The organism is Microbacterium sp., assembly GCF_031179285.1.
Lineage (GTDB): Bacteria > Actinomycetota > Actinomycetes > Actinomycetales > Microbacteriaceae > Microbacterium.
Window position 1 is genome coordinate 182,038 of record NZ_JAPSHY010000004.1, and the last position, 23,153, is coordinate 205,190.

The window sequence follows — 23,153 nt, forward strand, 5'->3', positions numbered from 1 at the left end:
GATGGGTCTCGCGAATGGGTCGACTGGACGGTCGCGTGGCGGGAGACCGCACCGAGGAACGTCCGGGCTCCACAGGGCAGGGCGGTGGGTAACACCCACCCGGAGTGATCCGCGAGAAAGTGCCACAGAGAGTAGACCGCCGGGCTCGTCCCGGTAAGGGTGAAAGGGTGGTGTAAGAGACCACCGGGGGTCGTGGTGACACGGCCCGCCAGGTAAACCTCGCCCGGAGCAAGGTCAGACAGAGGATGTTGACGCGGCCCGCCGAGTCCTCGGGTAGACCGCTGGAGCGGCACGGCAACGTGTCGCCGAGAGAGATGGCCGTCGAAGGGGCGAAGAACCCCGGAACAGAACCCGGCGTACAGGTCGGCCCATTCGCCCCGATGCGACGAAGGCCCCGATGACTGCAGAGTCACGGGGCCTTCGTACGTCAGGTTCGGGGTCAGTCGCCGGCCAGGGATGCCGCGCCGATGATGCCGGAGTTGTTCCGGTGGATCGCCGGGACGATCGGTGTCTTGAGCTCGAGCAGCGGAAGGAAGTCGCCGGCGTTCTTCGAGACACCGCCACCCACGACGAACAGGTCGGGGCTGAAGAGGAACTCGATATGGGAGTAGAACGCCTGCAGGCGCTCGGCCCACTCCGCCCAGCTGAGGCCCTCACGCTCCCGGGCCGACGTCGCTGCCCACTGTTCGACCGACTCGTACGTGCCGAAGTGCAGGTGCCCCAGTTCGCTGTTGGGCATCAGCACGCCGTCGTAGAGGAACGCCGAGCCGATCCCGGTGCCCAGGGTGGTCAGCAGCGTCAGACCGCGGACGTCTCTGGCAGCGCCGTGTCTTGCCTCTGCCACGCCGGCGGCGTCGGCGTCGTTCACGAACACGATGTTGCGTTCGAGACCGTCGCGGAAGAAGCGCTCGGCGTCGAAGTCCAGCCATTCCTTCGAGACGTTCGCCGCGGAGAGCGTCTTTCCTCGCTTGACGATCGCGGGAAAGGCGACGCCGAGCGGGAGGGTCGAGTCGTGCACGTCGAGAGACTTCAGCACCGTCCGCACGGCCTCGAGGACGTCCTGAGGTGAAGCTCCCTTGGGGGTGGGAACACGCACCCGCTCGGACTCCATCGTGCCGTGCGTGAGGTCGACGATTCCCGCTTTGATTCCCGTGCCGCCGATGTCGACGCCGATCGCTTTTGCCATGGCCGATAGCTTAGCGACCGGCGGGAGCGCCATTAGGATCGATGACAGTTGCTGAGGAAGGGCGGACCATGTCAGACGGCGATGAGAAGTACTGGTACAACCTCGAGACCGGGACAGTCGAGTTCGGCAAGATCTCGCCGTCGGTCGACCGGGTCGGCCCGTTCGACACCGAGGCCGAGGCCACCCACGCCCCCGAGAAGCTCGCCGAGCGTTCGCGCGCCTGGGCGGAGGAGGAAGCCGCGGACGAACGCTGGGGTTCCGCCAAGGGCGCCGGCGAGGAGTGAGCATGGACAAGCAGAGGGACTTCGTGCTCCGCACGATCGAGGAGCGCGGCGTGAAGTTCGTCCGCCTGTGGTTCACCGACGTCATCGGCACCCTCAAGTCGGTCGCGATCGCGCCTGCCGAGGTCGAGGGCGCCTTCGCCGAGGGCATCGGGTTCGACGGCTCGGCGATCGAGGGGCTGACGAGGACGTATGAGTCGGATCTGCTCGCGCAGCCCGACCCGACCACCTTCCAGACGCTGCCCTGGCGCGGTGAGATCGATCCGACGGCCCGCATGTTCTGCGACCTGACCACCCCGGACGGTCAGCCGGCGGTCGCCGATCCGCGCCACGTGCTCAAGCGCACGCTCGCGAAGGCGGCGGATGCCGGATTCACGTTCTACACTCATCCCGAGATCGAGTTCTATCTGCTCAAGTCGTCCTCGTTCGGTCCGGAGGGCCCGATTCCGGTCGACTCGGCCGGATACTTCGACAACGTGCCGGGCGGCACCGCGCACGACTTCCGCCGCCGATCGGTGCGCATGCTCGAGGACCTCGGCATCTCGGTCGAGTTCAGCCACCATGAGGGGGGACCGGGGCAGAACGAGATCGATCTGCGATACGCCGACGCGCTGACGACCGCGGACAACATCATGACCTTCCGAACGGTCATCAAAGAGGTCGCGATCGAGCAGGGCGTCTACGCGACGTTCATGCCGAAGCCGCTGAGCGATCAGCCCGGCAGCGGCATGCACACGCACATGTCGCTGTTCGAAGGCGACCAGAACGCCTTCTACGAGGAGGGCGCGAAGTACCAGCTCTCCAAGACCGGGCGCCACTTCATCGCAGGCCTGCTCCGCCACGCCAACGAGATCTCCGCCGTCACCAACCAGTTCGTCAACTCGTACAAGCGGCTGTGGGGAGGCGACGAGGCGCCGAGCTTCGTCACCTGGGGCCACTCGAACCGGTCGGCCCTCGTGCGGGTGCCGATGTACAAGCCGAACAAAAGCCAGTCGTCGCGCGTTGAGTACCGCGGTATCGACTCCGCCGCGAACCCCTACCTCGCGTATGCGCTCATGCTCGCGGCAGGGCTCAAGGGCATCGAAGAGGGCTATGAACTCCCGCCGGAGGCCGAGAACAATGTCTGGTCGCTGAGCGACGCCGAGCGACGTGCCCTCGGTTACGCTTCGTTGCCGGCCAGCCTCGACCATGCGCTGGAGTACATGGAGGCATCGGAGCTGGTCGCCGAGACACTGGGCGAGCAGGTCTTCAACTACGTGCTCCTCAACAAGCGCAAGGAGTGGGAGGCGTACCGCGGACAGGTGACGCCGTTCGAGCTGAAGAGCAACCTCGAGCTGCTCTGAGGCGCCATGGCCCGTCCGGACGGATCCGTCTCCCTCTCGGCGCTGGCACGGCTCGGGTTCGCCGACCTCAGCGAGGCAGCCGCCGGGCTCACCGAGCTGTCGACGCTGCTCGGGCGCGAGCGTTCGCTGCTGCTCGAAGACGTCGGGGCGGCCGACCCCGATGCGGCGGTGCTCGGTCTGCTCCGGGTCGCGCGGCGCGACCCCGCACCCCTGGTCGCGCTGATCGACGATCCCGCTGCGCGTCGGCGACTGTGGCGCGTCTTCGGTGCGTCCCCTGGACTCGCCGCCTTCTTCCTGCGTCATCCCGGCGAAGTTTCGGTTCTGGGCGAAGCGTCCGACGAACTGCCGACGGCGGAGCAGTTGCGGGAGCGTCTTCTCACCGCAGTCGGCGCCCACGACGGGTTCGCCGTCGGCGGCGATGACGGAGCGCTCGTGGCACTGCGTGTCGCCTACCGCCGCTCGATCGCAGCGATCGCCGCGTACGATCTCGGCAGGGATCGGCCTGCCGAAGCGGTCGCCGCCGTGTCCGCCGCTCTCGCCGATGCCGCCGGTGCCGCGCTCGAAGCGGGGCTCGCCGTCGCCCGCACACACGTCGCCGAAACCTTCCCGCGTGCGGAGGTCGCTGCGACCCGACTCGCCATCATCGGCATGGGCAAGGCCGGCGCGCGAGAGCTGAACTACGTCAGCGACGTCGACGTGATCTTCGTCGGCGGCACGGCGGACGACGATGCCGTCGCCGAGCCGAAGGCGATCGACATCGCCACACGCCTCGCGAGAGAGACGATGCGCGGACTCGGTGGCATCGCGGTGGAGCCGCCCCTCTGGGAGGTCGATGCCGCGCTGCGTCCCGAGGGCAAGCAGGGAGCCCTCGTGCGATCCCTCGCATCTCATCTCGCCTATTACGATCGCTGGGCGAAGAGCTGGGAGTTCCAGGCGCTGCTGAAGGCCCGGCCACTGGCCGGCGATCCGGCCCTCGGCGCGGAGTACATCGCCGCTGTGCAGCCGAAGGTCTGGTCGAGTGCGGCGAGAGAGGATTTCGTCGACAGCGTGCAGCGGATGCGCGAGCGTGTGACGGAGCACATCGACCCCTCCGATGCGCCGTACCAGCTCAAGCTCGGAACGGGTGGGCTCCGCGACATCGAGTTCACGGTGCAGCTGCTGCAACTCGTCCACGGCCTCACCGACGCGTCGCTGCGCACGCGCGGCACGCTCGAGAGCCTGGACGCTCTCGTCGAGGGCGGCTATATCGGGCGTGCCGAGGCGGCGATCTTCGCCGACGACTACCGCATCCTGCGGCTGATGGAGCACCGGTTGCAGTTGCGGGAGCTGAGCCGGACCCATCTGATGCCGCGCACACCGGCCGGCCTGCGGGTGCTCGCCCGCGGCACGGGACTCGCCGACACCGGCGACGGGGTGTGGGCCCGCTGGGAGACGGTGCGGCGCGAGGTGCGCGACATCCACACCCGGCTGTTCTATCGGCCGCTGCTCAGCGCGGTGGCCTCGCTCCCGGAGGAGGAGCGGACCCTGTCGACGGAGCAGGCACGCGATCGCCTGGCCGCCATCGGCTTCCGTGATCCGGCGGGGGCGCTGCGGCACATCGGGGCTCTCACCAGTGGCATCAGCCGGAAGAAGACGATCCAGCGCCACCTGATGCCGGTCATGGTGCGGTGGTTCGCGGACGGGAGCGATCCGGACTACGGTCTGCTGGCCTTCCGGCGCATCAGCGAGCGACTCGGTGACACCCCGTGGTTCCTGCGGATGCTGCGGGACTCCTCGGGCGCTGCGGAGAGCCTGACGCGCCTGCTGTCGTCGTCGAAGTACGTCGGAGAGCTCATGGAGGGCATTCCGGAGTCGGTCGCGTGGCTCGACAGCGAAGAGCTCCTGCGACCGCGCGCCCGCACCGCGCTGGACGAGGAGGCCCGTGCGATCCAGACACGTCACGAGACCGTCGGTGACGCGCTGCGGGCCGTCCGGTCTCTCCGCAGGCGGGAGCTGCTGCGCACCGCGATGGGCGGGGTGCTCGGCGTGCTGTCGATCGACGAGATCGCGACCGCGCTGACGGAGATCACCGACGCCACCATCCAGTCCGCCCTGCGCGCTGTCCGGCGCGAAGTGGTGGGACCAGAGGATGATGCTCTGGACTTCGCCGTCATCGGCATGGGGCGTTTCGGTGGGGCGGAACTCGGCTTCGGGTCGGACGCGGACGTGCTGTTCGTGTACGACGCGAACGGCATCGATCCGCAGCGAGCGCAGTCACTGGCCGCGCAAATCGTCGCGGGACTTCGCGAGCACCTGACCGATCACCGTGTTCCGCTCGACCTCGATGCCGACTTGCGTCCGGAAGGGCGGAACGGCCCGGTCGTGCGCTCGATCGAGGCGTACGCGGAGTACTACCGCCGATGGTCGTTGTCATGGGAGGCGCAAGCGCTGCTGCGTGCGCGAGGCGTCGCGGGGAGTGCGAAGCTGATCGCGAAATTCATCGCGATGGCCGATGCGATCCGCTACCCGGAGACGGTCGATCTGCAGGGGCTCCGCGAGATCAAGCGCATCAAGGCTCGCGTCGAGGGGGAGAGGCTCCCTCAGGGCGCCGACCCCCGACGGCATCTGAAGCTCGGCCCCGGCTCTCTCAGCGATGTCGAATGGCTCGTGCAACTCGTGCAGCTGCAGCACGCCGATCGCGTGCCGGCCCTTCGGACCACCTCCACCCTGACCGCCCTGCAGGCAGCCGTCGACGCCAGCCTCATTCCTGCGGACGCCGCAGTCCTGCTGCGGGAGGCGTGGCTGCTCGCGAGCAGGCTCCGGTCGGCGATGACCATCCTCACCGGTCAGACGAGCGACATGCTCCCTGCCGATCGGCGGCAGCTCGACGCCATCGGGCGACTGCTCGGCTATCCGGACCGATCCGCCACGGCAGTGGAGGAGGACTACCTCGCTGTCACCCGCCGCGCACGTCGTGCGTTCGAGCAGCTCTTCTACGGCTGAGCTGATTTGCGCGAACACCTCCGAGCCCGCAGAGTTGCCCCATGAGTGAAAAGCGCATCGGCGTCATCTGGAACCCCACGAAGACCGACGGCGAAGAGCTGCGCGCGGCCGTGGAGCAGGCATTCGGGGACACCGTGCAGTGGTGGGAGACCACCGCTGACGATCCCGGCACCGGCATGGCGGCGGAAGCGGTGGCGGCCGGATGCGAGGTCGTGATCGCGGTCGGCGGAGATGGCACCGTGCGCCACGTGACCGAGGGGCTCGCCGGTTCCGAGGTCGCGTTGGGCGTCGTGCCGCAGGGCACCGGGAACCTTCTCGCCAGGAACCTGCGCATCCCGCTGAACGACATACCGGCCGCTCTCGAACGCATCCGCGAGAACGAGGCGCAGCCGCTCGATCTGGGATGGGTGACGTACGGCGGCAGAGAGCTGGCCTTCACGGTCATGATCGGATTCGGGCTGGATGCGCAGATGCTCGTGGAGACCGACGAGGACCTGAAGGACCGCGCCGGGTGGTTCGCGTACGTCGAGGCGATGGGGCGCGCCCTGGCCGGCACCGAGATGACCGGGGTCACTCTCACACTGGATGACGGGGAGCCGGCTGAGCTCGAGGGGCACACCCTCCTGATCGGCAACTGCGGCATGATCCAGGGGGGTCTGCAGCTGCTCCCGGACGCACTCCCGGACGACGGTCTTCTGGACATGCTGCTGATCAGCTCGGAGGGCGCGCTGCAGTGGATGGACACCGTCCGCTCGGTGATCTGGGACAACGGCCTGCGCCGATTCCTCACCAACGGTCAGGAGGCGGTCGACACGAACTCGACGAACCATCTGCAGGCGGGGCGCATCCGGGTGGAGCTCGACTCGCCGCAGATGTTCGAGGTCGACGGGGAAGAGATGGGGGAGGTGACCTCGTTCGAGGTACGTATCCAGCCCGCAGCCGTCAGGGTGTACTGACGATCAGGTCTCCGTCCGGCGCCTCGGTCTTGTCGTCCTGCGCCGGGAACACCACCTTCTGAATGATGATGATGATGCTGGCCGCCACCGGGATCGCCACCAGCGCACCGAGGATGCCGCCGAGTGCGCCTCCGGCGACGGCCGCGATCACCACGACGGCACCCGGGACGGCGACGGCGCGGCTCATGATGCGCGGGCTGAGGATGTACGCCTCGATCTGCATGTAGACCAGGTAGTAGCCGAAGGCGATGAGCGCGGTCACCGGCGACACGACGAGGCAGACGAGCGCATTGATGATCGACGCGCTGAGCGTGCCCACCAGCGGGATCAGCGATCCGATGAAGGCGAGCAGGGCGAGAAGCGCCGGGACGGGCGCGCCGATGATGCTGAGGAAGATCAGGCTCAGGACGCCGTTGATGAGTGCGAGGCTGGCCTGCCCGATCACGTAACGGCCGACCGCGCCGGAGACGTCTTCGAGCAGTCCGCTGAAGCGTCCTCGCTGGTAGGCCGGCACGAAGCGGGCGGCAGTGCGCTTGATGCTGCGCAGCGACGCCATGAAGTACAGGGTGAGGATGAGGACGATGGTCACGGCGGTGACGCCGCCGGCGATCCCCGCACCCACCGCGAAGACACCTCCGCTGATGTCGGCCAGATTCCCGGGGTCACGGATGAAGTCGAGCACGCCGGTCGCGGCATCCTGGAATGTCGTCCCGAACGTCGCGCTGAGGTCCTGGAACCAGGCGCTCGTGGTGATGTCCTCGACCATCTGCGGGCCGTTCTCGATCAGATTCGTCACCTGTTCGATGAGAAGCGGCACGATCGCGAGGATGATCCCGGCGAAGACCAGCAGCACCCCGACGACCACGATCGCGACGGCGGCGGGGCGGGGGAGCTTGCGCTCGATGAGCGTGACGATGGGGTCGAGCCCGAGTGCCAGGAAGAGCGCGACGCCGATGTACACGAGCACGGTCGCAAGCTGGCCGACGATGCCGCCGATCAGCAGAGCGACGAGAACGCCCAGCGCCCCGAGGAGCCCGAACATGAACGGGTTCACCTTCCAGGCGCCCGAGTGCGAGTTCTTCCTCGGCATGAGCGTCTGCAGCCCCGAGCTGCTGCCAGTTCTGCGTCGACGCATTCGTCTCCCCGATCGTGTGACAACTTCCGACATCTGAACACTAGGCGGTCGCGCGGCCAAGACCCTTGACGAAGCGCCGAGCGCCGCGAGAGAGCCCGCCTCGACGAGATGATGAGGCGGGCTCTCGGACCGGCTGCCGGTCAGCGCCCTCGACGTACGCGCAGCACAGTGTCGGTGAGTGTGACCTCGGTTCCATCGCGCCGTCGGACCACCCGCTCCACGAACCCGTCGGTCTCGACGTCCCAGTCCTCCGGCAGTTCCAGTGCGGCCAGCACCTCGTCGGAGGTGGGTAGAGGCGGAGCATCGATGTCGTGGCCGTGGACTGTGCCCGGTGCGAATGGCCCGTGCCCGACGACGAGCAGCTGTCCACCCGGCGCGACCGCGGCCGCAGCGCGGCGGAGGATGGCCTCGCGGGGGAAGTCGAAGGGGGCGTGGAAGAACGCCGACGTCACGAGGTCGTACACGCCGGGCGGCTGCCAGGTCGCGAGATCGGCGCGTATCCAATCGATGCGGTCCTCGAGCCTCATCTGTTCTGCCTGTGCCTGCCCGACGGCGAGCGCGGCTGCCGAGATGTCCACCGCCGTGACCTTCCACCCCTGCGCTGCCAGCCACAGTGCATCCGCACCTTCGCCGCTTCCGAGCTCCAGCGCGGTGCCCGGCGGGATCCCGGTGACTTCGCGTTCGACGGTCGCATTGACGCGACCGCTCCACATCTTCCCGGTCTCGTCGCGATGCGTGAGGTAACGCGTCTCCCAGAATTCAGCGGCGTCCGTGACGGCGTCCTCGGCGGACGGCGACATCAGGCGTTCACTCGCTGCTCGGAGGCGAGGCGGGATGCTGCCGCTTCGACCTCCTCGGCGATGAATTCCCCGTTGATCGCGAGCGCCGCGGTCGCGCCCGATCCCATCGCGATCGGAACGAGTGCCCCAGGATTGGCGGCATTGCCGACTGCCCAGACTCCGGCGACGCTGGTTCGCCCGAAGGCGTCCACGGCGGTCCACGGACCGAGCGGCGTCTCGGTGACGTCGGCGCCGAGCCCGCCGACCACGTCGTCGAGGGGTTGCAGGGTGGGCTCGGCGAACACGACGTCGAGAGGAATCGATGTGCCGTCGGCGAGTTCCACGCCGGTCAGCCGGTCTCCGTCCGAGATGACGCGCGAGACCGCTCGATCCTCCAGACGCATACCGCGCTGCTCGATGACCCGCCGGTCGTGCTCCGGAAGTGACCCGACGAGGGTCGTGAACACGGTGATGTCACTCGAGTACGCGCGGAGCATGTGTGCTTTGTGAACGCCGGCGGCCGAGCCGAGGAGCACGCCGATAGCGAGGCCGGAAGCCTCGTATCCGTCGCAGTAGGGGCAGGCGACGACGCCGCGGCCCCAATGCTCGGCGAGCCCCGGAATCTCGGGGAGCCGGTCGCGGGCCCCGGTCGCCACGATGAGTCGTCGAGCGGTGGCGCGAGCGCCACTGTCGGTGTCGACCTCGAAGCCGTCGGCGACTGCGCGGGCCTCGATTGCACGAGCGTGCACGATGACGCCATCCGCAGCGCGTACCTCGCGGCGCCCGTCGGCGACGAGGTCGAGAGGCGAGTAGCCGTCGCGGCTCAGCACGCCGTGCATGTGAGGGGCGAACCGGTTACGAGGTTCCTGCGCGTCGAGCACGAGCACGCGACGGCGCGCGCGAGCGAGGATCAGGGCAGCGCTGAGGCCGGCGGCGCCACCGCCGAGGATGATGACGTCCCAGCGCTCGGCGGAGATGAGCTGGGCATCGCGGTCCGGTGAGGGTGATTCGGAGTTCAGTGTGTCTCGTGTCATGATCCCAGCGTGGAGCGGTGCTACTCTAATGGCAACTATTCATGCTGAATCAGCAAGAACGGATCGCATGGTGCCCGACGAATCGCTCGCCCTCATCGGCCCGCGGCTGAAGAACTGGCGAGAGAAGCGCAGCATGACCCTCGCCGACCTCTCGCGAACCACAGGAATCTCCGCGAGCACCCTCTCGCGGCTCGAGGCCGGCAAACGCGCCCCGAACCTCGAGCTCGTCGTGCCGATCGCCCGGGCGCTGAGGCTCGAGCTCGATGACATCGTGCCGCGCAAGGCGCCCGATCCGAGGGTTGCCCGCACCACCAGGCGCACGGGGGAGACCTGGTACGAGACGCTTTCCCCCGAGAGCAGTCCGGTGCAGACGTACAAGATCACGTTCCCGGGGAACCCGGCTGGAGTCACGCCGGTGCCGGATCTGAAGGTGCACGACGGTCAGGAGTGGCTCTATGTGCTGTCGGGGCGCCTTCGGCTCGTCCTGGGCGAGCAGGACGTCACGCTCGGTCCGGGCGAGGCCGCCGAGTTCGACACCCGCATCCCGCATTGGCTGGCGGCGGTCGGGTCCGGCCCGACCGAGATCCTCTCGATCTTCAGCAAGGAGGGCAAGCGCATCCACCTGCGCGCCCGTCCGTCCACCGGACTGGACGGATGACCACCGGTTCTACGAGTCGATGTACTCGCGAAGCGCGATGATCACCTCTTCGCGCGAGCGTCCGGACGAGAGCGAGGCCTCGTCGACGAGCCAGTCGAGCGCGACGAGCGACGCGCCGAGCACATGGGTCAGGTCCAGCGAGGCCGGGGCTCCGTCGGGCGCATCAGCCGTCAACGCACCGCTGTCCATGAGATGCCGGTGAGCCTGTGCGATGTCGGGCGATTCCGCGTCGCTGTTGTGCGAGACCGCATCGATGAGCGCGTGAGCTGCCTGTCGGCCCTTCTCAGGAATGTCCATAGGCGACACCCTAGCCGGGCGCGCTGACTAGAGAACGCCTGTCTCCAGGTCGAACATGCCGCCCCATGGCGCGGACTCGTCTCCGGTGTCACGGGGGTCGTACGGCACCGATGTGGTCGAGATCATGATGCGTGCCCCGGGAGTGATGAGCACACGCATGCGACGGTTTCCGACGACGACGAACTCCACGAAGCGTGCCGGCCCGTTGGCCGCCGCCTCGAAGCGCTGAATCAGATCGTCGAGATCCTGTTCTTGTGCCAGGAGGAGGCTCACGCCGTCGATGACGACCTCGGTCCTCTCCATCGTCTGCATACCATCCATGCCAGCACGATATTCAGAACCATGAGGGAACCAACGGGGTTGCGTTCGATGCCTGGATCTGCAAGCAGAAGGCGACGGAACAGCCCGCCTCAGCGGGTGGCCGGGGCGGGCTGCTGCGTCGTCGGATGAGCGCTCAGACGCCGAAGTACAGCTCGTACTCGAACGGGTGCGGGCGCTGGGCCATGGGGAGGATCTCGTTGTCGTACTTGTACGAGATCCAGGTCTCGATGAGCTCCTTGGTGAACACGCCGCCCTCGAGCAGGAAGTCGTGGTCGGCCTCGAGGGCGTTCAGCGAATCCAGCAGCGAGTTCGGCACCTGCGGGATGTTCTTCGCCTCCTCGGGGGGAAGCTCGTACAGGTCCTTGTCGATCGGCTCGAGCGGCTCGATGCGGTTCTTGATGCCGTCGAGGCCCGCCATCAGCTGCGCGGCGAACGCGAGGTACGGGTTGCCCGAGGCGTCCGGCACGCGGAACTCGATGCGCTTCGCCTTCGGGTTCGAGCCTGTCAGCGGGATGCGGATCGCGGCGGAGCGGTTACCGGCGGAGTAGGCGAGGTTCACCGGAGCCTCGAAGTGCTTCACCAGCCGGTGGTAGCTGTTCAGCGTCGGGTTGGTGAAGGCGAGCACGGCGTGCGCGTGCTTGAGCAGGCCGCCGATGTACCAGCGAGCGACGTCGCTGAGCTGGCCGTATCCGGTCTCGTCGTAGAACAGCGGCTTACCGTCGTTCCACAGCGACTGGTGCGTGTGCATTCCGGAACCGTTGTCGCCGTACAGCGGCTTCGGCATGAAGGTGGCCGCCTTGCCCCACTGCTCGGCGGTGTTCTTGACGATGTACTTGAACTTCAGGATGTCGTCGGCCGCGTGCACCATGGTGTCGAAGCGGTAGTTGATCTCCTGCTGGCCGGCGGTCCCGACCTCGTGGTGCGAGCGCTCCAGGATGAACCCGGCGTCGATGAGCTTCAGGGTGATGTCGTCGCGCAGGTCGGCGGTCTTGTCGACGGGGGAGACGGGGAAGTAGCCGCCCTTGTACGGGGTCTTGTTGGCGAGGTTCCCGCCCTCCTCCTCGCGGCCGGCGTTCCACGCTGCCTCCTCGGAGTCGACCTGGTAGAAGCTCTTGCCTGCGGTGACCTCGTAGCGCACGTCATCGAAGAGGTAGAACTCGGCCTCCGGCGCGAAGTACGCGGTGTCGGCGATGCCGGTCGAGGCGAGATACTTCTCGGCCTTCTTCGCGACCTGGCGCGGGTCCTTCGAGTAGATCTCGCCGGTGCGCGGGTTGTAGATGTCGAAGAGCATCACGAGGGTGCTCGCCTCGCGGAAGGGGTCGACGTACGCGGTGGAGACGTCGGGGATGAGCTGCATGTCGGACTCATGGATGCTCGCGAAGCCGCGGATGGAGGAGCCGTCGAACAGCTGACCGTTGACGAAGAAGTCCTCGTCGACGGTTGCCGCCGGGATGTTGAAGTGCTGCTGCACGCCGGGCAGATCGGTGAAACGAATGTCAAGGAATTTGACGTCGTTCTCCTTGATGTAGCTCAGCACCTCAGATGAATCTTTGAACATGGGTAACGACTCCTGAATAGCGGATCGGGGCTTCACGGCCACTCTGCACAGTACGGCGAGGCCGTTTCCCCACGGTATCCGCTTTGTTTCCGGCGTGTTACGCCGCTGGGTAGGCTGGGGAGGTGACGGATGCTGTGAACACCTACCCCGGAGAGCGCCTCGGACTACCTCGGACGGGACATCGCAGCGTCGCCCGGATCGGCCGGCGCATCGGCGCGCTCGTGATCGACTACACCGCCGCGACCATCCTCGCCACCGCGTTCCTCGGCTTCGATCAGTTCGCCCTGCCCACCGAGGCGGGCCTCACGCAGTTCGCCCCGATGCTCGTGTTCGCGCTGCTGCAGATCGTCTTCGTCCCGACGCTCGGCGGAAGCCCCGGGCATCGCATCCTCGGGATGCGCCTGGCGCGGCTCGACGGCAGCTGGGTGGGTCTGTGGCGCCCGATCGTGCGCACCCTGTTGCTCGTCGTCGTCATCCCGGCTGTCATCTGGGACGAGGATCAGCGCGGACTGCACGACAAGCTTGTCGGCACGGTGCTCATCCGCGCCTGAGTCACGGCAGGCCGTCGATCAGTCGCGGCCGCGGTTGCGTCGTCGTGCTTCCCGTGGTGCACGACCGCCCAGAAACGATCGCGCCGGGTCGACGATGTATCCGCGGCGCAGCGCCTCGCGCCCGATGAGCATGCGGAAGCCCATCTGGTCGCGGTTGCTCAACGTCACCTCGGCGAGCACTTCCCGCTCGACCAGTCGGATCCGCAGCTTCACCACGAGGCGCGCCTGCGTGTGCCCCGAGGAGCTGCGCACCATGCGGCGGTCGTGCACCGGGCACTCGACGACGACGGCATCCTCTTGGCTGTCCTGCCAGGGCTTGACCTTGAAACGCACCCACGACGCACCGTCGCGATCGAACTCCCGGATGTCGAAGGCGTGGAGCGAGGAGGTCCGCGCGCCGGTGTCGATCTTGGCCTTCAGCCACTCGACGCCCAGGTCCGGCAGGCTCACCCACTCTCGCCACCCCGTAAGGGTGTTTGAATGGGACGACCTACTCACCCGATACATCCTGGCAGGAAAACTCCGTGAAGATCGCCGTGCTCTCCCGTGCGCCGCAGGCATATTCCACCCAACGCCTGCGGGCCGCGGCTCTGCAGCGCGGGCACAACGTCAAAGTCCTCAACACCCTCCGCTTCGCCATCGACCTCACCGCCGACGAGCCCGACCTGCACTACCGGGGCAGGCAGCTCAGCGACTACGACGCGATCCTGCCCAGGATCGGCAACTCGATCACGTACTTCGGCACCGCCGTCGTCCGCCAGTTCGAGCAGATGGACGTCTACACGCCCAACACCGCCAACGGCATCTCCAGCGCCCGCGACAAGCTGCGCGCCAACCAGATCCTCTCGAGGCACAACATCGCCATGCCGCCCACGGCGTTCGTGCGCAACCGTGCCGATGTGCGCCCGGCGATCGAGCGCGTGGGCGGGGCGCCCGTCGTCATCAAACTCCTTGAGGGCACGCAGGGGATCGGCGTCATTCTCGCCCCGCAGGTGAAGGTCGCCGAGGCGATCATCGAGACCCTGCACTCGACGAAGCAGAACGTGCTGATCCAGAAGTTCATCTCGGAGAGCCGTGGGCGAGACATCCGCGCCCTCGTCGTCGGTGACCGCGTGGTCGCCGCGATGCGTCGCTCCGCCGCGGGAGACGAGTTCCGCTCGAATGTGCATCGCGGTGGCTCCGTGGAGAGCGTCGAGCTCGACCCGATCTACGAGAGAGCCGCAGTGCGGTCGGCGCAGATCATGGGGCTGCGCGTCGCGGGGGTCGACATGCTCGAGGGCGAGGACGGCCCGCTGGTGATGGAGGTCAACTCCTCGCCGGGCCTGCAGGGCATCGAGATGGCGACGAACCTCGACGTCGCCGGCGCCATCATCGACTACATCGCAGGTCAGGTGGCCTTCCCCGAGATCGATGTGCGCCAGCGACTGACGGTCTCGACCGGATACGGCGTCGCGGAGCTGCTCGTGCACGGGGCGGCCGACCTCGTCGGCAAGACGCTGGGCGAGGCGGGACTCTGGGAGCGCGACATCACGGTGCTCACCCTGCACCGTGGCGTGTCGGTGATCCCGAACCCGCGCAAGCACGTCGTCCTGGAGCCGGAGGACCGCCTGTTCTGCTTCGGCAAGCTCGAGGAGATGCGCTCGATGATCCCCGAGCGCAGGCGGCGCCGGGCGAAGGTGCGTCGCCTTCCCCGCCAGCCGCTCTCGGAATGATGCTTCGATCTCCGTGTGAGACATCACATGCTGCGTGACACATCACCTGCTGCGTGAGACATCACCTGCTGCGAGACATCACGTGTTGCCTGACACATCATGTCCTGCGTGAGACATCGCGTGAGGCGTGGTGTCTCACGCAGAGAAATGCGTCTCACCCTCAGGGCGCCACGCAGACGCGGCCACCGTCTGAAGACGATGGCCGCGTTCGAGGCTCTGCGTGAAGCGAGTGATCAGCGAGGACGCTGAGCGCGGACCTTGGTGGGGTCGATGCCCTTCGGGATGGGAAGCGACGACAGCGACTGCGAGACCGAGTCGATGCGGCGGATGACGGCGGCCATGGTGGGCTTGTCCACGACCTTCGGAAGCTTCTTGATCGTCTTCGCGAGGTCGCCGATCGCGACGTCGTCCTCACCGTGGCCGACATAGAGCACGGTGACGGGAACGCCCTGCGCGACGCGCTGCACCTTCGTGCGCTCCTCGTTGATGAGACGGGTCAGGCGGCCGCGCGAGCCCTCACCGATCACGACGACCCCGCCGCGTCCGACAGTGCGGTACACCGCCTCCTGCGTCTTGGGGTTGATCCCGACCGGTGTCTCGGACGCCTGCCACTTTCGACCGAGGCTCGTGCTGAGGACGTGGCCGGTGGCACCGGGCATGCCGTCGATCTTCTTGTACATGGCCTTGGTCGACAGGCGGGTCATGAGGAAGAGTGCGCCGAGCACACCGAGCATGAGGCCGGTGATACCCCAGAGGATCAGCGTCCAGACCTGGAACGGCGGGATGAGGTAGCCGACGACCAGACCGAGGAGGATTCCGACGAGGAGGATCGCGATCTGCGCCCACGGCAGCCAGCGGTAGATCTCACGCGTGAACCGGAAGAGGGACTTGATCTGGGAGAAGAACCCAGGACGCTTCTCGGGTTCGGGAGCACGCTTTGCCATAGGCAATAGCCTACCCAGTCCCGGATGCCGCCGATGTCGGCGTTCGCGCCGGGCGGATTCCGGTCGGAGCCTCTTCTCCTGCACAGCTCTCGGATCCGTCGATATCGTCCACATTCGGGATGCGGCGGCCCTGTCGCGTCGCCGGATGCGATGTCATTGAGCGCATGACAGACGACGACCTCGCCGATGGCGAGCGGATGCTGGTGCCGGGGGCGCACCGGCTGATCCGCACGCTCGACGCGCAGGAAGGGCCCTTCGCCGGTGCTCTCGTCAGCCGCGGTGGCGGAGTCGCGGTGCAGACCGACGCGGCGTCGCTCAGCGGATGGGACGGCTGGGGGTATGCCGGCGCCGAGCACGTTGCCGGTCCGGTCGACGTGGTGCGGCGTGCCGATGGGCACGATGTGCTGCTGCCGTGGTGCTCCGAGCGGCTCACGACGTTCCTCGGCAGGCGAAGCGCAGCCGGGGTCGCGCTGTCGGCCGGCGAGATCGCGACGCTCGTCGGCAGCCTGCTGAGGGGAATCGACGAGCTCGATGGGGGAGCGAGCACGTCCGGCGGCTGGTGGCTCACGGACGAGGGTCGGCCGGTGTTCGTCCTGGGTGAGGGTGACACCGCGCGAACCGGCGCGGCGCGCGTTGTCGCTCGTCTGCAGGAAGGAGCGGCCGACCGCGCGCTGGGGCGCACGCTGGCCGCCGTGCATCAGGGGCTCGAGCAGCCGCGGGTCGCGTCGCGGGTTCGGGAGGAATGGGAGCGGGACCTTTTCGAGAACGCCGCGCCGCGCCCGCTCCGGCGTGAGGTCTTCGCCCCGGAGCGGGCGCGGGACCTCGCCCCGCAGCGGGCCGCCTTCGTCGATGAGCCGCCCGCGGGTGCAGCCGGGCGGTTCGGACGTCTCGCGGCGGCGGCGCGGGCTCACGCGACGGGGATGATCGATCGCCTGGGGAGTCGAGCGTCGGTTCTCCGAACTCGGGCGACTGGATCAGACGACAACTCGACGCTCATCGCGGCGGCCCCCGCGGCACCTGCGGTCGTGAGGCGAGAGCGCGGACCGCGGCGCCGGCGGATGCTCGTGGTCGCGGGCGCGGCAGCAGCGGCGGTGCTCGCCGTCGGCATGCTCTGGCCCTCTGACGGCGGGGCCGACGCCCGGACCCACGACCCGGGCGATGCGACCGCGTCGCCTCCGGTCGATGACGCCGTACCGGAGGAGCCCGGTGCGGCGGCGGGAGCGGCCGACCCGACGGCCGCTCCCGCGGGCGAGACGCCTACGCCGCCCGCGGCTGCGGCTGCGGCTGACGATGATCCGGTGACGGCGGCGCGCGTTCTGCTCGCCACGATCCGTGCGTGCGCCGACGCGGGCGATGTGGGGTGCCCGGACGCGGTCGCGGCCGGCGCGAGCGGGGTGGTGGACCTCCTGGGGCGCGTCGACGCTGCCCGGGAGCTGACCGTGGTCGACGAGTACGGAGATGTCGCGGTGGTCCGACTGACCTCGACGGCAGAGGACGGCGAGGCGGGCGAACCCGAGCTGATGCTGGTACTCGTCCGGCTCAACGAGAACTGGCTGGTCCGCGACGTCTATGGCGTCGCGGACCAGCCAGGCTGATCGTGCTCGGTGTCAGGCGCCGAGCGAGGCGGCGAAGTCCGCAGCCTCGAGGCGCGCCTTGACCGCGCCGAGGAAGCGGGCGGCATCCGCACCGTCGATGATCCGGTGGTCGTAGGACAACGCGAGGTACACGTACGACCGCACCGAGATCGCGTCCACGCCGTCGACCTTCGAAAGACCGGGGCGCTTCACGACGACGCCGGTGCCGAGGATCGCGGACTGCGGCAGGAACACGAGCGGCGTGTCGAACAGCGCACCGCGCGATCCGGTGTTGGTGACGGTGAATGTGCCACCGGCCAGCTCATCCGGCTTCAACTTGTTGTCGCGGGTGCGCGCGGCGAGATCGGCGATCTCGTGTGCGATCTGTGCGATGTTCTTCGACGCGGCATCCCGCAGCACCGGCGTGAGGAGCCCCCGCTCGGTGTCGACCGCGATCGAGACGTTCTCCGTGGCCGGGTAGACGATCTTGTCGCCGTCCACCGTGGAGTTGATGATGGGGAACGCCTGCAGCGCCTCGGCGGCCGCCAGCACGAAGAACGGCAGGAACGACAGCTTGTCCCCGGTCTTCTCGAGGAAGGATGCCTTCACGCTGTCGCGGTAGACCGCGAGCTTCGTGACGTCGACCTCGACCACGGTCGTCAACTGCGCCGTCTGCTGCATCGAGGCGACGGCGCGCTCCACGACCATCTTGCGAAGTCGCGACATCGGCTGGGTCGTCCCGCGCAGCGGCGAGACCTCGAGCGGCGTCGGTGCTGCCGCGGCGGGCGCAGCGGCAGGGGCCGCGGCGGCCGTCTCGGCGGCCTTGAGCACGTCTTCCTTGCGGATACGGCCGCCCACACCGGTTCCGGTGACGGTGGACAGATCCACGCCCTGCTGTGCCGCCAAGCGACGCACGAGCGGGGTGACGTAGAGGTTGTCGTTCTCTGTGGGCAGCGCCAGCTTGGGCGCGGGAGCCTGGGGTGCGGGAGCCTGGGATGCGGCCGGTGCAGCGGGGGCCGCCGCGGCGGGAGCCGCCGGTGCGGGCGGAGCGGCTGCGGGAGCGGCCGGAGCGGCTGCGGGAGCGGCCGGAGCAGGCGCGGCGGGCTGAGCGGCCGCGGGCGCAGCTTCAGCGGCAGCAGGAGCTGCCGGCGCTGCCGCGGCGGGCGCTGCTCCCGAGCCGACGCGGGCGAGAACGGCTCCGACCTCGACGGTCTCATCCTCTGCGGCGACGATCTCCTGCAGGACGCCGGCGACGGGGGAAGGGATCTCGGTGTCGACCTTGTCGGTGGAGATCTCCAGCAGAGCCTCGTCGACCTCGACCGAGTCGCCCACCTGCTTCAACCAGCGGGTGACCGTGCCCTCGGTGACGCTCTCACCGAGTTCCGGAAGGACGATGTCGGTGGTGTCGCCGGTGTTCTGCTCGGCCGGAGCCTGCTGAGCCGGTGCGGCGTCGGCCGGTGCGGCCTCCGCGGGCGCTGCCTCCGCGGGCGCTGCCTCCGCCTGAGGTGCTGCATCCGTGGGAGCGTCGGCAGTGGGAGCCTCCGAAGCCGGAGCAGTCTCCGCCTCGGCCGCCGCAGCGGCAGGAGCATCGGATGCCGGAGCTGCAGCCGATCCGTCGCCGATGCGAGCGAGCAACGCGCCGACCTCGACGGTCTCGTCCTCGGCGACGAGGATCTCCTCGATCACACCGCTGACGGGGGAGGGGATCTCGGTGTCGACCTTGTCGGTCGAGATCTCGAGCAGGCCCTCATCCGCCTGCACGGTGTCTCCCACCTGCTTGAGCCAGCGGGTGACCGTACCCTCGGTAACGCTCTCACCGAGAGCGGGGAGGACCACGGATGTGCTCATGACGGAGTCTCCTTCAGGAAGTTGTATGACGCTTGTCTAGCTTAGTGACCCTGACACCGATTGGTGTTCAGAGGGCGTGCAAGGGCTTGCCGGCGAGAGCGAGGAACGCCTCTCCGAGGGCCTCGCTCTGGGTGGGGTGAGCGTGGATGAGCGGTGCGATGTCCTCGGGGTGCGCTTCCCACGCCACCGCGAGCTGTCCTTCGGTGATGAGTTCACCGACACGGTCGCCGAGCAGGTGGACGCCGATGACGGGTCCGTCCTTCAGACGGACGACCTTCACGAGGCCACCGGTGCCGATGATCTCGCTCTTGCCGTTGCCGGCGAGGTTGTACTCGTAGGAGGAGATCGCGTCAGTGCCGTGCGCGGTGACGGCTGCCTCTTCGGTGACGCCCACCGAGGCGACCTCCGGGCTCGAGTACGTCACCTTCGGGATCTGGCTGTCGGGGATCACGGCGGGCGAGAGGCCGGCGATCCGCTCGGCGACGGCGATGCCCTGCTGGAATCCCCGGTGGGCGAGCTGCAGCCCGGGAACGATGTCGCCGACGGCCCAGACCCCTGGCACGCCGGTCCGAAGCTCCTGATCGACGGTGACGAAGCCGCGATCCAGCACCACGCCTGCCTCTTCGAAGCCGAGGTCGGCAGTCAGCGGCCCGCGGCCGACGGCGACGAGAAGGTAGTCCGCGCTGAACTCCTTGCCGTCTTCGAGGGTGATCGTCACCGAAGAGTCGTCCTGCGCGACGGACTGGAACCGCACACCGAGGGAGTACTGGATGCCTCGGCGACGGAACGCGCGCTCGAGGCCCTTGCTCATGGCGATGTCCTCGTTCGGCACGAGATGCGGCAGGGCCTCGACGATGGTCACCTCGGCCCCGAAGGAGCGCCACACGCTGGCGAACTCGACGCCGATCACGCCGCCGCCGAGGATGAGAACACGGTCGGGGATCTCGTCGAGGGCGAGCGCCTGCTCGCTCGTGAGGATCCGGCCGCCGATCTCGAGACCGGGGAGCGTGCGGCTGTAGGAACCGGTCGCGAGAACGACGTCGGCGCCCACATAGATGTCGTCACCGACAGCCACGCTGCGGTCGGCCTGCAGCCGCCCGAATCCCGCGACAGTGGTGATCCCGCGAGCCTTCACCAGTCCTTCGAGCCCCTTGAACTTCTTCGCGACGATGCTTTCGCGGTACGCACGGACGCCGGCGGGATCGATGCCGTCCAGTGTCGCCCTGATGCCGACGTGAGCTGCGTCCCGGACATGCTCAGCGACTTCCGCCGCGTGCAGCAGCGCCTTCGTGGGGATGCATCCGCGGTGCAGGCACGTGCCGCCGACCTTGTCCTTCTCGATGAGCGCGACCGACTTGCCGAGCTCGCTGGCGCGCAGCGCCGCCGCGTACCCCCCGCTGCCGCCGCCGAGGACGACGAGGTCGAAGTTGTGCGTGGTCATGTCATGCCTCCGTGTGGGATGCTTCGGCGAAAGCGACGATCGATCGGACCATCGCTCCGGTTGGGCCTTTGTCGGTGAAGCCGTATGGCGCACCGCCGTTCTCGCCGGATCCGGCGATGTCCAGATGCACCCAGGGGATGCGGGGCGCGTCTTCGGCGTCGGACACCTTGCCGACGAAGCGGCGCAGGAACAGCCCGGCGAAGGAGGCACCCGCGGACTTGTCCTTCGTGTTCGAGTTCACCATGTCGGCGATCTGCGAGGCGAGCGACTCCTCCATGTACTCGGGCAGCGGCATGTGCCACGCCGGCTCTCCCGCCCTCTCCGCGCTCGCGAGGAACTCCGCCACCGTGTCGTCGTCGCCCATGACTCCGGTGTGCCGGTGCCCGATCGCGGCGATGATCGCGCCGGTGAGTGTGGCGACATCGATGATGACGTCGGGGTTCTCACGACTCGCCGCGACCAGACCGTCGCCCATGACCAGGCGGCCCTCGGCATCCGTGTTCAGAACCTCCACGGTGGAGCCGTCGAGCATCCGCAGAACGTCGCCAGGGCGGGTCGCACGGCCGGACGGCATGTTGTCCGCGATGCACAGCCACGCCGTGACTCGGACCGGGAGGCGCAGCGTCGCGATCGCGCGAAGCGCAGCGAGACATGTGGCCGCCCCCGCCATGTCGAACTTCATGCCGACCATGCCGGCGGGGGGCTTCAGCGAGAGCCCGCCGGTATCGAACGTTATCCCCTTGCCCACCAATGCGATGTGGCGCGCAGCGTCGGCAGGGGAGTACTCGAGGCGGACGAGCCGCGGCGGGCGGTCCGAACCCTTGCCGACGCCGAGGATGCCGCCGAAGCCCTGATCTTCGAGGGCCTGCTCGTCGAGGATCTCGACCGTGACGTCGAGGTTCGCCACACTGTCGGCCGCGCTCTGCGCCAGCTGAGCAGGACTCTGCCATTCCGCCGGGACGGTGACGAGATCCTTCACGAGGGCGATCGCGTCACCGAGCGTCTGCGTGCGATCGATGTCGTCGTCGACGAGCGCGTCGCTGTGCACGATGACGGCCTCGGCTCGAGGCTTCCCCTTCTCCGTGCGGTAGTCGTCGAAGCGATACCCACCGAAGACCGCCCCCTCTGCCGCGGGGAGGGCGAATTGCTCGAGGCCGGCTGCGAGCCCGACGGACACCGTGCCGAAGCCGGTGAGGGTTCGGATCGCCGTGCCGACGGCGTCGCGCACCGCGTGCGCGGTCGGAGCGCGACCTGCGCCGACCACGGCGAACGGCAGCGAGGTGACCTCGGGAGCATGGACCCGCGCGAACGAGGAGGCGGATCCGGTGAACCCGACCGCTTCGAGGGCCTCGGCGAGACCGCTGAATCCGGCGAGCGACTCGGTGGATTCGGAGAGGTCGGGAACGACGAGCACTGCGGCGTCGGCGGCGGCTGCGGGGAACGGATCAGGCGTGTGCGACAGCACGGGAAGCGTCATGCTTCCATCCTAGGGATCAGGCATGGGGACGGCGCGGGAGCCGGCCAGGGGTGTTCGCTCTCAGCAAGACCGCCGCCGCCCTCGGATCGGCCGCTGCTCGTAGCATGGTGACATGCCCTTCTCCGGAGACCTCTACGAACGTGTGGCGAACGCGCCGGTGGTGCCCCGTGGCCTGCCGTTGGTGATGCTGCTGACCGGGTTCACCGACGCCGGAAGCGCCGTTTCGGGGCTCATCGACCACCTTCGGGAGTCGACCTCGCCGCAGCCGGTCGTCATCTTCGACAACGACGTGCTGCTGGACTACCGGGCCCGGCGGCCGGTGATCGTGTTCGAGCAGGACCACCTGACCGAGTTCCGTCCGGCACGACTCGAGCTGTCACTCGCCACCGATGCGCTCGGCCAGCCGTTCCTCCTCCTGGCCGGATACGAACCGGACTTCGCCTGGAACGCCTTCGCGGACACCATTCTCGACCTCGCGACCCAGTTCGAGATCTCAGGCCTCACGTGGGTGCATTCCATCGCCATGCCGGTTCCGCACACTCGGCCGATCGGCACCACTGTCAGCGGCAACCGCCGCGAGCTCACCGTCGCCCACTCCGTGTGGCGCCCGCGCACGCAGGTTCCAGCGACGGCCGGTCACCTGCTGGAGTTCCGTTTCGCCGAGCGAGGCGATCGCGCGGTCGGCTTCGTCCTGCTGGTACCGCACTACCTCGCGGAGACCGAGAATCCGGACGCCGTGATCACCGCAGCCGAGCGGCTGATGGCGGCGACGGGCCTCGTCCTCGTCATGGACGATGTGCACGAGCGTCGTGAGGACTACATCGCCCGCGTCGACGAGCAGGTCATCGGAAACGACGAGCTGCAGCAGATGGTGCACACGCTCGAGCGGCGTTACGACGCGTACATGGCGGGCCGCAATCCCGACGACGACTCCTACGACGAAGGCGGATTCAGCGAGCGCGACCTCCCGAGCGCCGATGAGCTCGCAGCCGAGCTGGAACGCTATCTGGCGTCCCGCCCGTCCGGAGATGAAGACAAACCGGGTCGCGGCTGAGCGGATTTCGGCGAACTTCGCC

Annotated in this window: 21 protein-coding genes and 1 other RNA gene; 10 read left to right on the forward strand and 12 right to left on the reverse strand. The window is 68.2% G+C overall.

The features are described from left to right. Window positions 1–15 precede the first annotated feature (15 nt). Window positions 16–375, forward strand: an RNA gene (gene rnpB / locus RIN18_RS04315) — RNase P RNA component class A. A 64-nt stretch (window positions 376–439) separates the two neighbouring features. Here rnpB and ppgK read toward each other — a convergent pair. Beyond that, window positions 440–1,186 (reverse strand): polyphosphate--glucose phosphotransferase, encoded by a 747-nt coding sequence (gene ppgK, locus RIN18_RS04320; protein ID WP_309102712.1) that lies wholly within the window; start codon window positions 1,184–1,186, stop codon window positions 440–442. Between the two features lie 68 nt (window positions 1,187–1,254). On the opposite strand from ppgK, the gene RIN18_RS04325 reads away from it, so the two are divergent. From RIN18_RS04325 to RIN18_RS04340, 4 genes are read left to right on the forward strand one after another with little or no spacing between them, the layout of a single operon-like run. Then, window positions 1,255–1,470 (forward strand): SPOR domain-containing protein, encoded by a 216-nt coding sequence (locus RIN18_RS04325; protein WP_309102713.1) that lies wholly within the window; start codon window positions 1,255–1,257, stop codon window positions 1,468–1,470. A 2-nt stretch (window positions 1,471–1,472) separates the two neighbouring features. Further along, window positions 1,473–2,810 (forward strand): type I glutamate--ammonia ligase, encoded by a 1,338-nt coding sequence (glnA, locus tag RIN18_RS04330; RefSeq protein ID WP_309102714.1) that lies wholly within the window; start codon window positions 1,473–1,475, stop codon window positions 2,808–2,810. A 6-nt stretch (window positions 2,811–2,816) separates the two neighbouring features. Beyond that, a complete protein-coding gene (locus tag RIN18_RS04335; RefSeq protein ID WP_309102715.1) occupies window positions 2,817–5,792 on the forward strand; it encodes a bifunctional [glutamine synthetase] adenylyltransferase/[glutamine synthetase]-adenylyl-L-tyrosine phosphorylase in 2,976 nt (991 codons plus the stop codon). A 41-nt stretch (window positions 5,793–5,833) separates the two neighbouring features. Further along, on the forward strand, window positions 5,834–6,748 hold the full coding sequence (locus RIN18_RS04340) for a diacylglycerol kinase family lipid kinase (RefSeq protein ID WP_309102716.1): 915 nt from the start codon (window positions 5,834–5,836) through the stop codon (window positions 6,746–6,748). Here the strand turns inward: RIN18_RS04340 and RIN18_RS04345 are convergent. From RIN18_RS04345 to RIN18_RS04355, 3 genes are all read right to left on the reverse strand, one after another. Then, window positions 6,735–7,838 (reverse strand): AI-2E family transporter, encoded by a 1,104-nt coding sequence (locus tag RIN18_RS04345; protein WP_309102717.1) that lies wholly within the window; start codon window positions 7,836–7,838, stop codon window positions 6,735–6,737. The genes RIN18_RS04340 and RIN18_RS04345 overlap by 14 nt on opposite strands. A 185-nt stretch (window positions 7,839–8,023) precedes the next feature. Further along, the gene (locus tag RIN18_RS04350; RefSeq protein WP_309102718.1) at window positions 8,024–8,683 is read right to left on the reverse strand and encodes a class I SAM-dependent methyltransferase; all 660 of its coding nucleotides are present in this window, start codon (window positions 8,681–8,683) and stop codon (window positions 8,024–8,026) included. Then, window positions 8,683–9,696 carry an NAD(P)/FAD-dependent oxidoreductase gene (locus RIN18_RS04355; protein WP_309102719.1) on the reverse strand — a complete coding sequence of 338 codons (1,014 nt, stop codon included), beginning with the start codon at window positions 9,694–9,696 and terminating at the stop codon, window positions 8,683–8,685. The genes RIN18_RS04350 and RIN18_RS04355 overlap by 1 nt, the downstream gene beginning before the upstream one ends. A 67-nt stretch (window positions 9,697–9,763) precedes the next feature. Here RIN18_RS04355 and RIN18_RS04360 point away from each other — a divergent pair, with 67 nt between their 5' ends. Next, window positions 9,764–10,354, forward strand: a complete 591-nt coding sequence (locus tag RIN18_RS04360) for a helix-turn-helix domain-containing protein (protein WP_375163490.1) — start codon at window positions 9,764–9,766, stop codon at window positions 10,352–10,354. A gap of 9 nt (window positions 10,355–10,363) precedes the next feature. Here the strand turns inward: RIN18_RS04360 and RIN18_RS04365 are convergent, their stop codons facing one another. The 3 genes from RIN18_RS04365 to glnA (RIN18_RS04375) all read right to left on the reverse strand — a co-directional run bounded on the left by RIN18_RS04365 (window position 10,364) and on the right by glnA (RIN18_RS04375) (window position 12,530). After that, window positions 10,364–10,651, reverse strand: coding sequence for a hypothetical protein (locus RIN18_RS04365; protein ID WP_309102721.1), 288 nt, complete (start codon window positions 10,649–10,651; stop codon window positions 10,364–10,366). Between the two features lie 27 nt (window positions 10,652–10,678). Continuing rightward, a complete protein-coding gene (locus RIN18_RS04370) occupies window positions 10,679–10,972 on the reverse strand; it encodes a hypothetical protein (RefSeq protein ID WP_309102722.1) in 294 nt (97 codons plus the stop codon). A 133-nt stretch (window positions 10,973–11,105) separates the two neighbouring features. Next, window positions 11,106–12,530: a type I glutamate--ammonia ligase gene (gene glnA / locus RIN18_RS04375; protein WP_309102723.1), complete on the reverse strand. Its 1,425-nt coding sequence runs from the start codon at window positions 12,528–12,530 to the stop codon at window positions 11,106–11,108. Window positions 12,531–12,652: 122 nt separating this feature from the next. Between glnA (RIN18_RS04375) and RIN18_RS04380 the strand changes: the two genes are divergently transcribed. Then, a complete protein-coding gene (locus RIN18_RS04380; protein ID WP_309102724.1) occupies window positions 12,653–13,081 on the forward strand; it encodes an RDD family protein in 429 nt (142 codons plus the stop codon). A gap of 18 nt (window positions 13,082–13,099) precedes the next feature. Here RIN18_RS04380 and RIN18_RS04385 read toward each other — a convergent pair whose 3' ends face one another. After that, window positions 13,100–13,588 carry an ATP-dependent zinc protease gene (locus RIN18_RS04385; RefSeq protein WP_309102725.1) on the reverse strand — a complete coding sequence of 163 codons (489 nt, stop codon included), beginning with the start codon at window positions 13,586–13,588 and terminating at the stop codon, window positions 13,100–13,102. Window positions 13,589–13,605: 17 nt separating this feature from the next. Here RIN18_RS04385 and RIN18_RS04390 point away from each other — a divergent pair, with 17 nt between their 5' ends. Then, entirely contained in the window at window positions 13,606–14,793 is a 1,188-nt protein-coding gene (locus RIN18_RS04390; RefSeq protein WP_309102726.1) for a RimK family alpha-L-glutamate ligase, read from the forward strand. A 233-nt stretch (window positions 14,794–15,026) separates the two neighbouring features. Here the strand turns inward: RIN18_RS04390 and RIN18_RS04395 are convergent, their stop codons facing one another. Next, window positions 15,027–15,737 carry a DUF4191 family protein gene (locus RIN18_RS04395; protein ID WP_309102727.1) on the reverse strand — a complete coding sequence of 237 codons (711 nt, stop codon included), beginning with the start codon at window positions 15,735–15,737 and terminating at the stop codon, window positions 15,027–15,029. A 164-nt stretch (window positions 15,738–15,901) separates the two neighbouring features. Here RIN18_RS04395 and RIN18_RS04400 point away from each other — a divergent pair, with 164 nt between their 5' ends. Then, on the forward strand, window positions 15,902–17,332 hold the full coding sequence (locus RIN18_RS04400) for a hypothetical protein (RefSeq protein WP_309102728.1): 1,431 nt from the start codon (window positions 15,902–15,904) through the stop codon (window positions 17,330–17,332). A gap of 12 nt (window positions 17,333–17,344) precedes the next feature. Here RIN18_RS04400 and sucB read toward each other — a convergent pair whose 3' ends face one another. From sucB to RIN18_RS04415, 3 genes are all read right to left on the reverse strand, one after another. Then, a complete protein-coding gene (gene sucB, locus RIN18_RS04405) occupies window positions 17,345–19,159 on the reverse strand; it encodes a 2-oxoglutarate dehydrogenase, E2 component, dihydrolipoamide succinyltransferase (RefSeq protein ID WP_309102729.1) in 1,815 nt (604 codons plus the stop codon). A 67-nt stretch (window positions 19,160–19,226) separates the two neighbouring features. After that, window positions 19,227–20,600 carry a dihydrolipoyl dehydrogenase gene (gene lpdA, locus RIN18_RS04410; protein WP_309102730.1) on the reverse strand — a complete coding sequence of 458 codons (1,374 nt, stop codon included), beginning with the start codon at window positions 20,598–20,600 and terminating at the stop codon, window positions 19,227–19,229. Window position 20,601: 1 nt separating this feature from the next. Beyond that, window positions 20,602–22,077 (reverse strand): leucyl aminopeptidase, encoded by a 1,476-nt coding sequence (locus RIN18_RS04415; RefSeq protein ID WP_309102731.1) that lies wholly within the window; start codon window positions 22,075–22,077, stop codon window positions 20,602–20,604. Between the two features lie 112 nt (window positions 22,078–22,189). On the opposite strand from RIN18_RS04415, the gene RIN18_RS04420 reads away from it, so the two are divergent. After that, window positions 22,190–23,131 carry a PAC2 family protein gene (locus tag RIN18_RS04420; protein WP_309102732.1) on the forward strand — a complete coding sequence of 314 codons (942 nt, stop codon included), beginning with the start codon at window positions 22,190–22,192 and terminating at the stop codon, window positions 23,129–23,131. Window positions 23,132–23,153: the final 22 nt, after the last annotated feature.

Coding starts and splice junctions, on each gene's coding strand:
- ppgK (WP_309102712.1), bottom strand. CDS start 1,186: ATGGCAAAAGCGATCGGCGTCGACATCGGCGGCACGGGAATCAAAGCG.
- RIN18_RS04325 (WP_309102713.1), top strand. CDS start 1,255: ATGTCAGACGGCGATGAGAAGTACTGGTACAACCTCGAGACCGGGACA.
- glnA (WP_309102714.1), top strand. CDS start 1,473: ATGGACAAGCAGAGGGACTTCGTGCTCCGCACGATCGAGGAGCGCGGC.
- RIN18_RS04335 (WP_309102715.1), top strand. CDS start 2,817: ATGGCCCGTCCGGACGGATCCGTCTCCCTCTCGGCGCTGGCACGGCTC.
- RIN18_RS04340 (WP_309102716.1), top strand. CDS start 5,834: ATGAGTGAAAAGCGCATCGGCGTCATCTGGAACCCCACGAAGACCGAC.
- RIN18_RS04345 (WP_309102717.1), bottom strand. CDS start 7,838: ATGCCGAGGAAGAACTCGCACTCGGGCGCCTGGAAGGTGAACCCGTTC.
- RIN18_RS04350 (WP_309102718.1), bottom strand. CDS start 8,683: ATGTCGCCGTCCGCCGAGGACGCCGTCACGGACGCCGCTGAATTCTGG.
- RIN18_RS04355 (WP_309102719.1), bottom strand. CDS start 9,696: ATGACACGAGACACACTGAACTCCGAATCACCCTCACCGGACCGCGAT.
- RIN18_RS04360 (WP_375163490.1), top strand. CDS start 9,764: ATGGTGCCCGACGAATCGCTCGCCCTCATCGGCCCGCGGCTGAAGAAC.
- RIN18_RS04365 (WP_309102721.1), bottom strand. CDS start 10,651: ATGGACATTCCTGAGAAGGGCCGACAGGCAGCTCACGCGCTCATCGAT.
- RIN18_RS04370 (WP_309102722.1), bottom strand. CDS start 10,972: ATGGATGGTATGCAGACGATGGAGAGGACCGAGGTCGTCATCGACGGC.
- glnA (WP_309102723.1), bottom strand. CDS start 12,530: ATGTTCAAAGATTCATCTGAGGTGCTGAGCTACATCAAGGAGAACGAC.
- RIN18_RS04385 (WP_309102725.1), bottom strand. CDS start 13,588: ATGTATCGGGTGAGTAGGTCGTCCCATTCAAACACCCTTACGGGGTGG.
- RIN18_RS04395 (WP_309102727.1), bottom strand. CDS start 15,737: ATGGCAAAGCGTGCTCCCGAACCCGAGAAGCGTCCTGGGTTCTTCTCC.
- RIN18_RS04400 (WP_309102728.1), top strand. CDS start 15,902: ATGACAGACGACGACCTCGCCGATGGCGAGCGGATGCTGGTGCCGGGG.
- sucB (WP_309102729.1), bottom strand. CDS start 19,159: ATGAGCACATCCGTGGTCCTCCCCGCTCTCGGTGAGAGCGTTACCGAG.
- lpdA (WP_309102730.1), bottom strand. CDS start 20,600: ATGACCACGCACAACTTCGACCTCGTCGTCCTCGGCGGCGGCAGCGGG.
- RIN18_RS04415 (WP_309102731.1), bottom strand. CDS start 22,077: ATGACGCTTCCCGTGCTGTCGCACACGCCTGATCCGTTCCCCGCAGCC.
- RIN18_RS04420 (WP_309102732.1), top strand. CDS start 22,190: ATGCCCTTCTCCGGAGACCTCTACGAACGTGTGGCGAACGCGCCGGTG.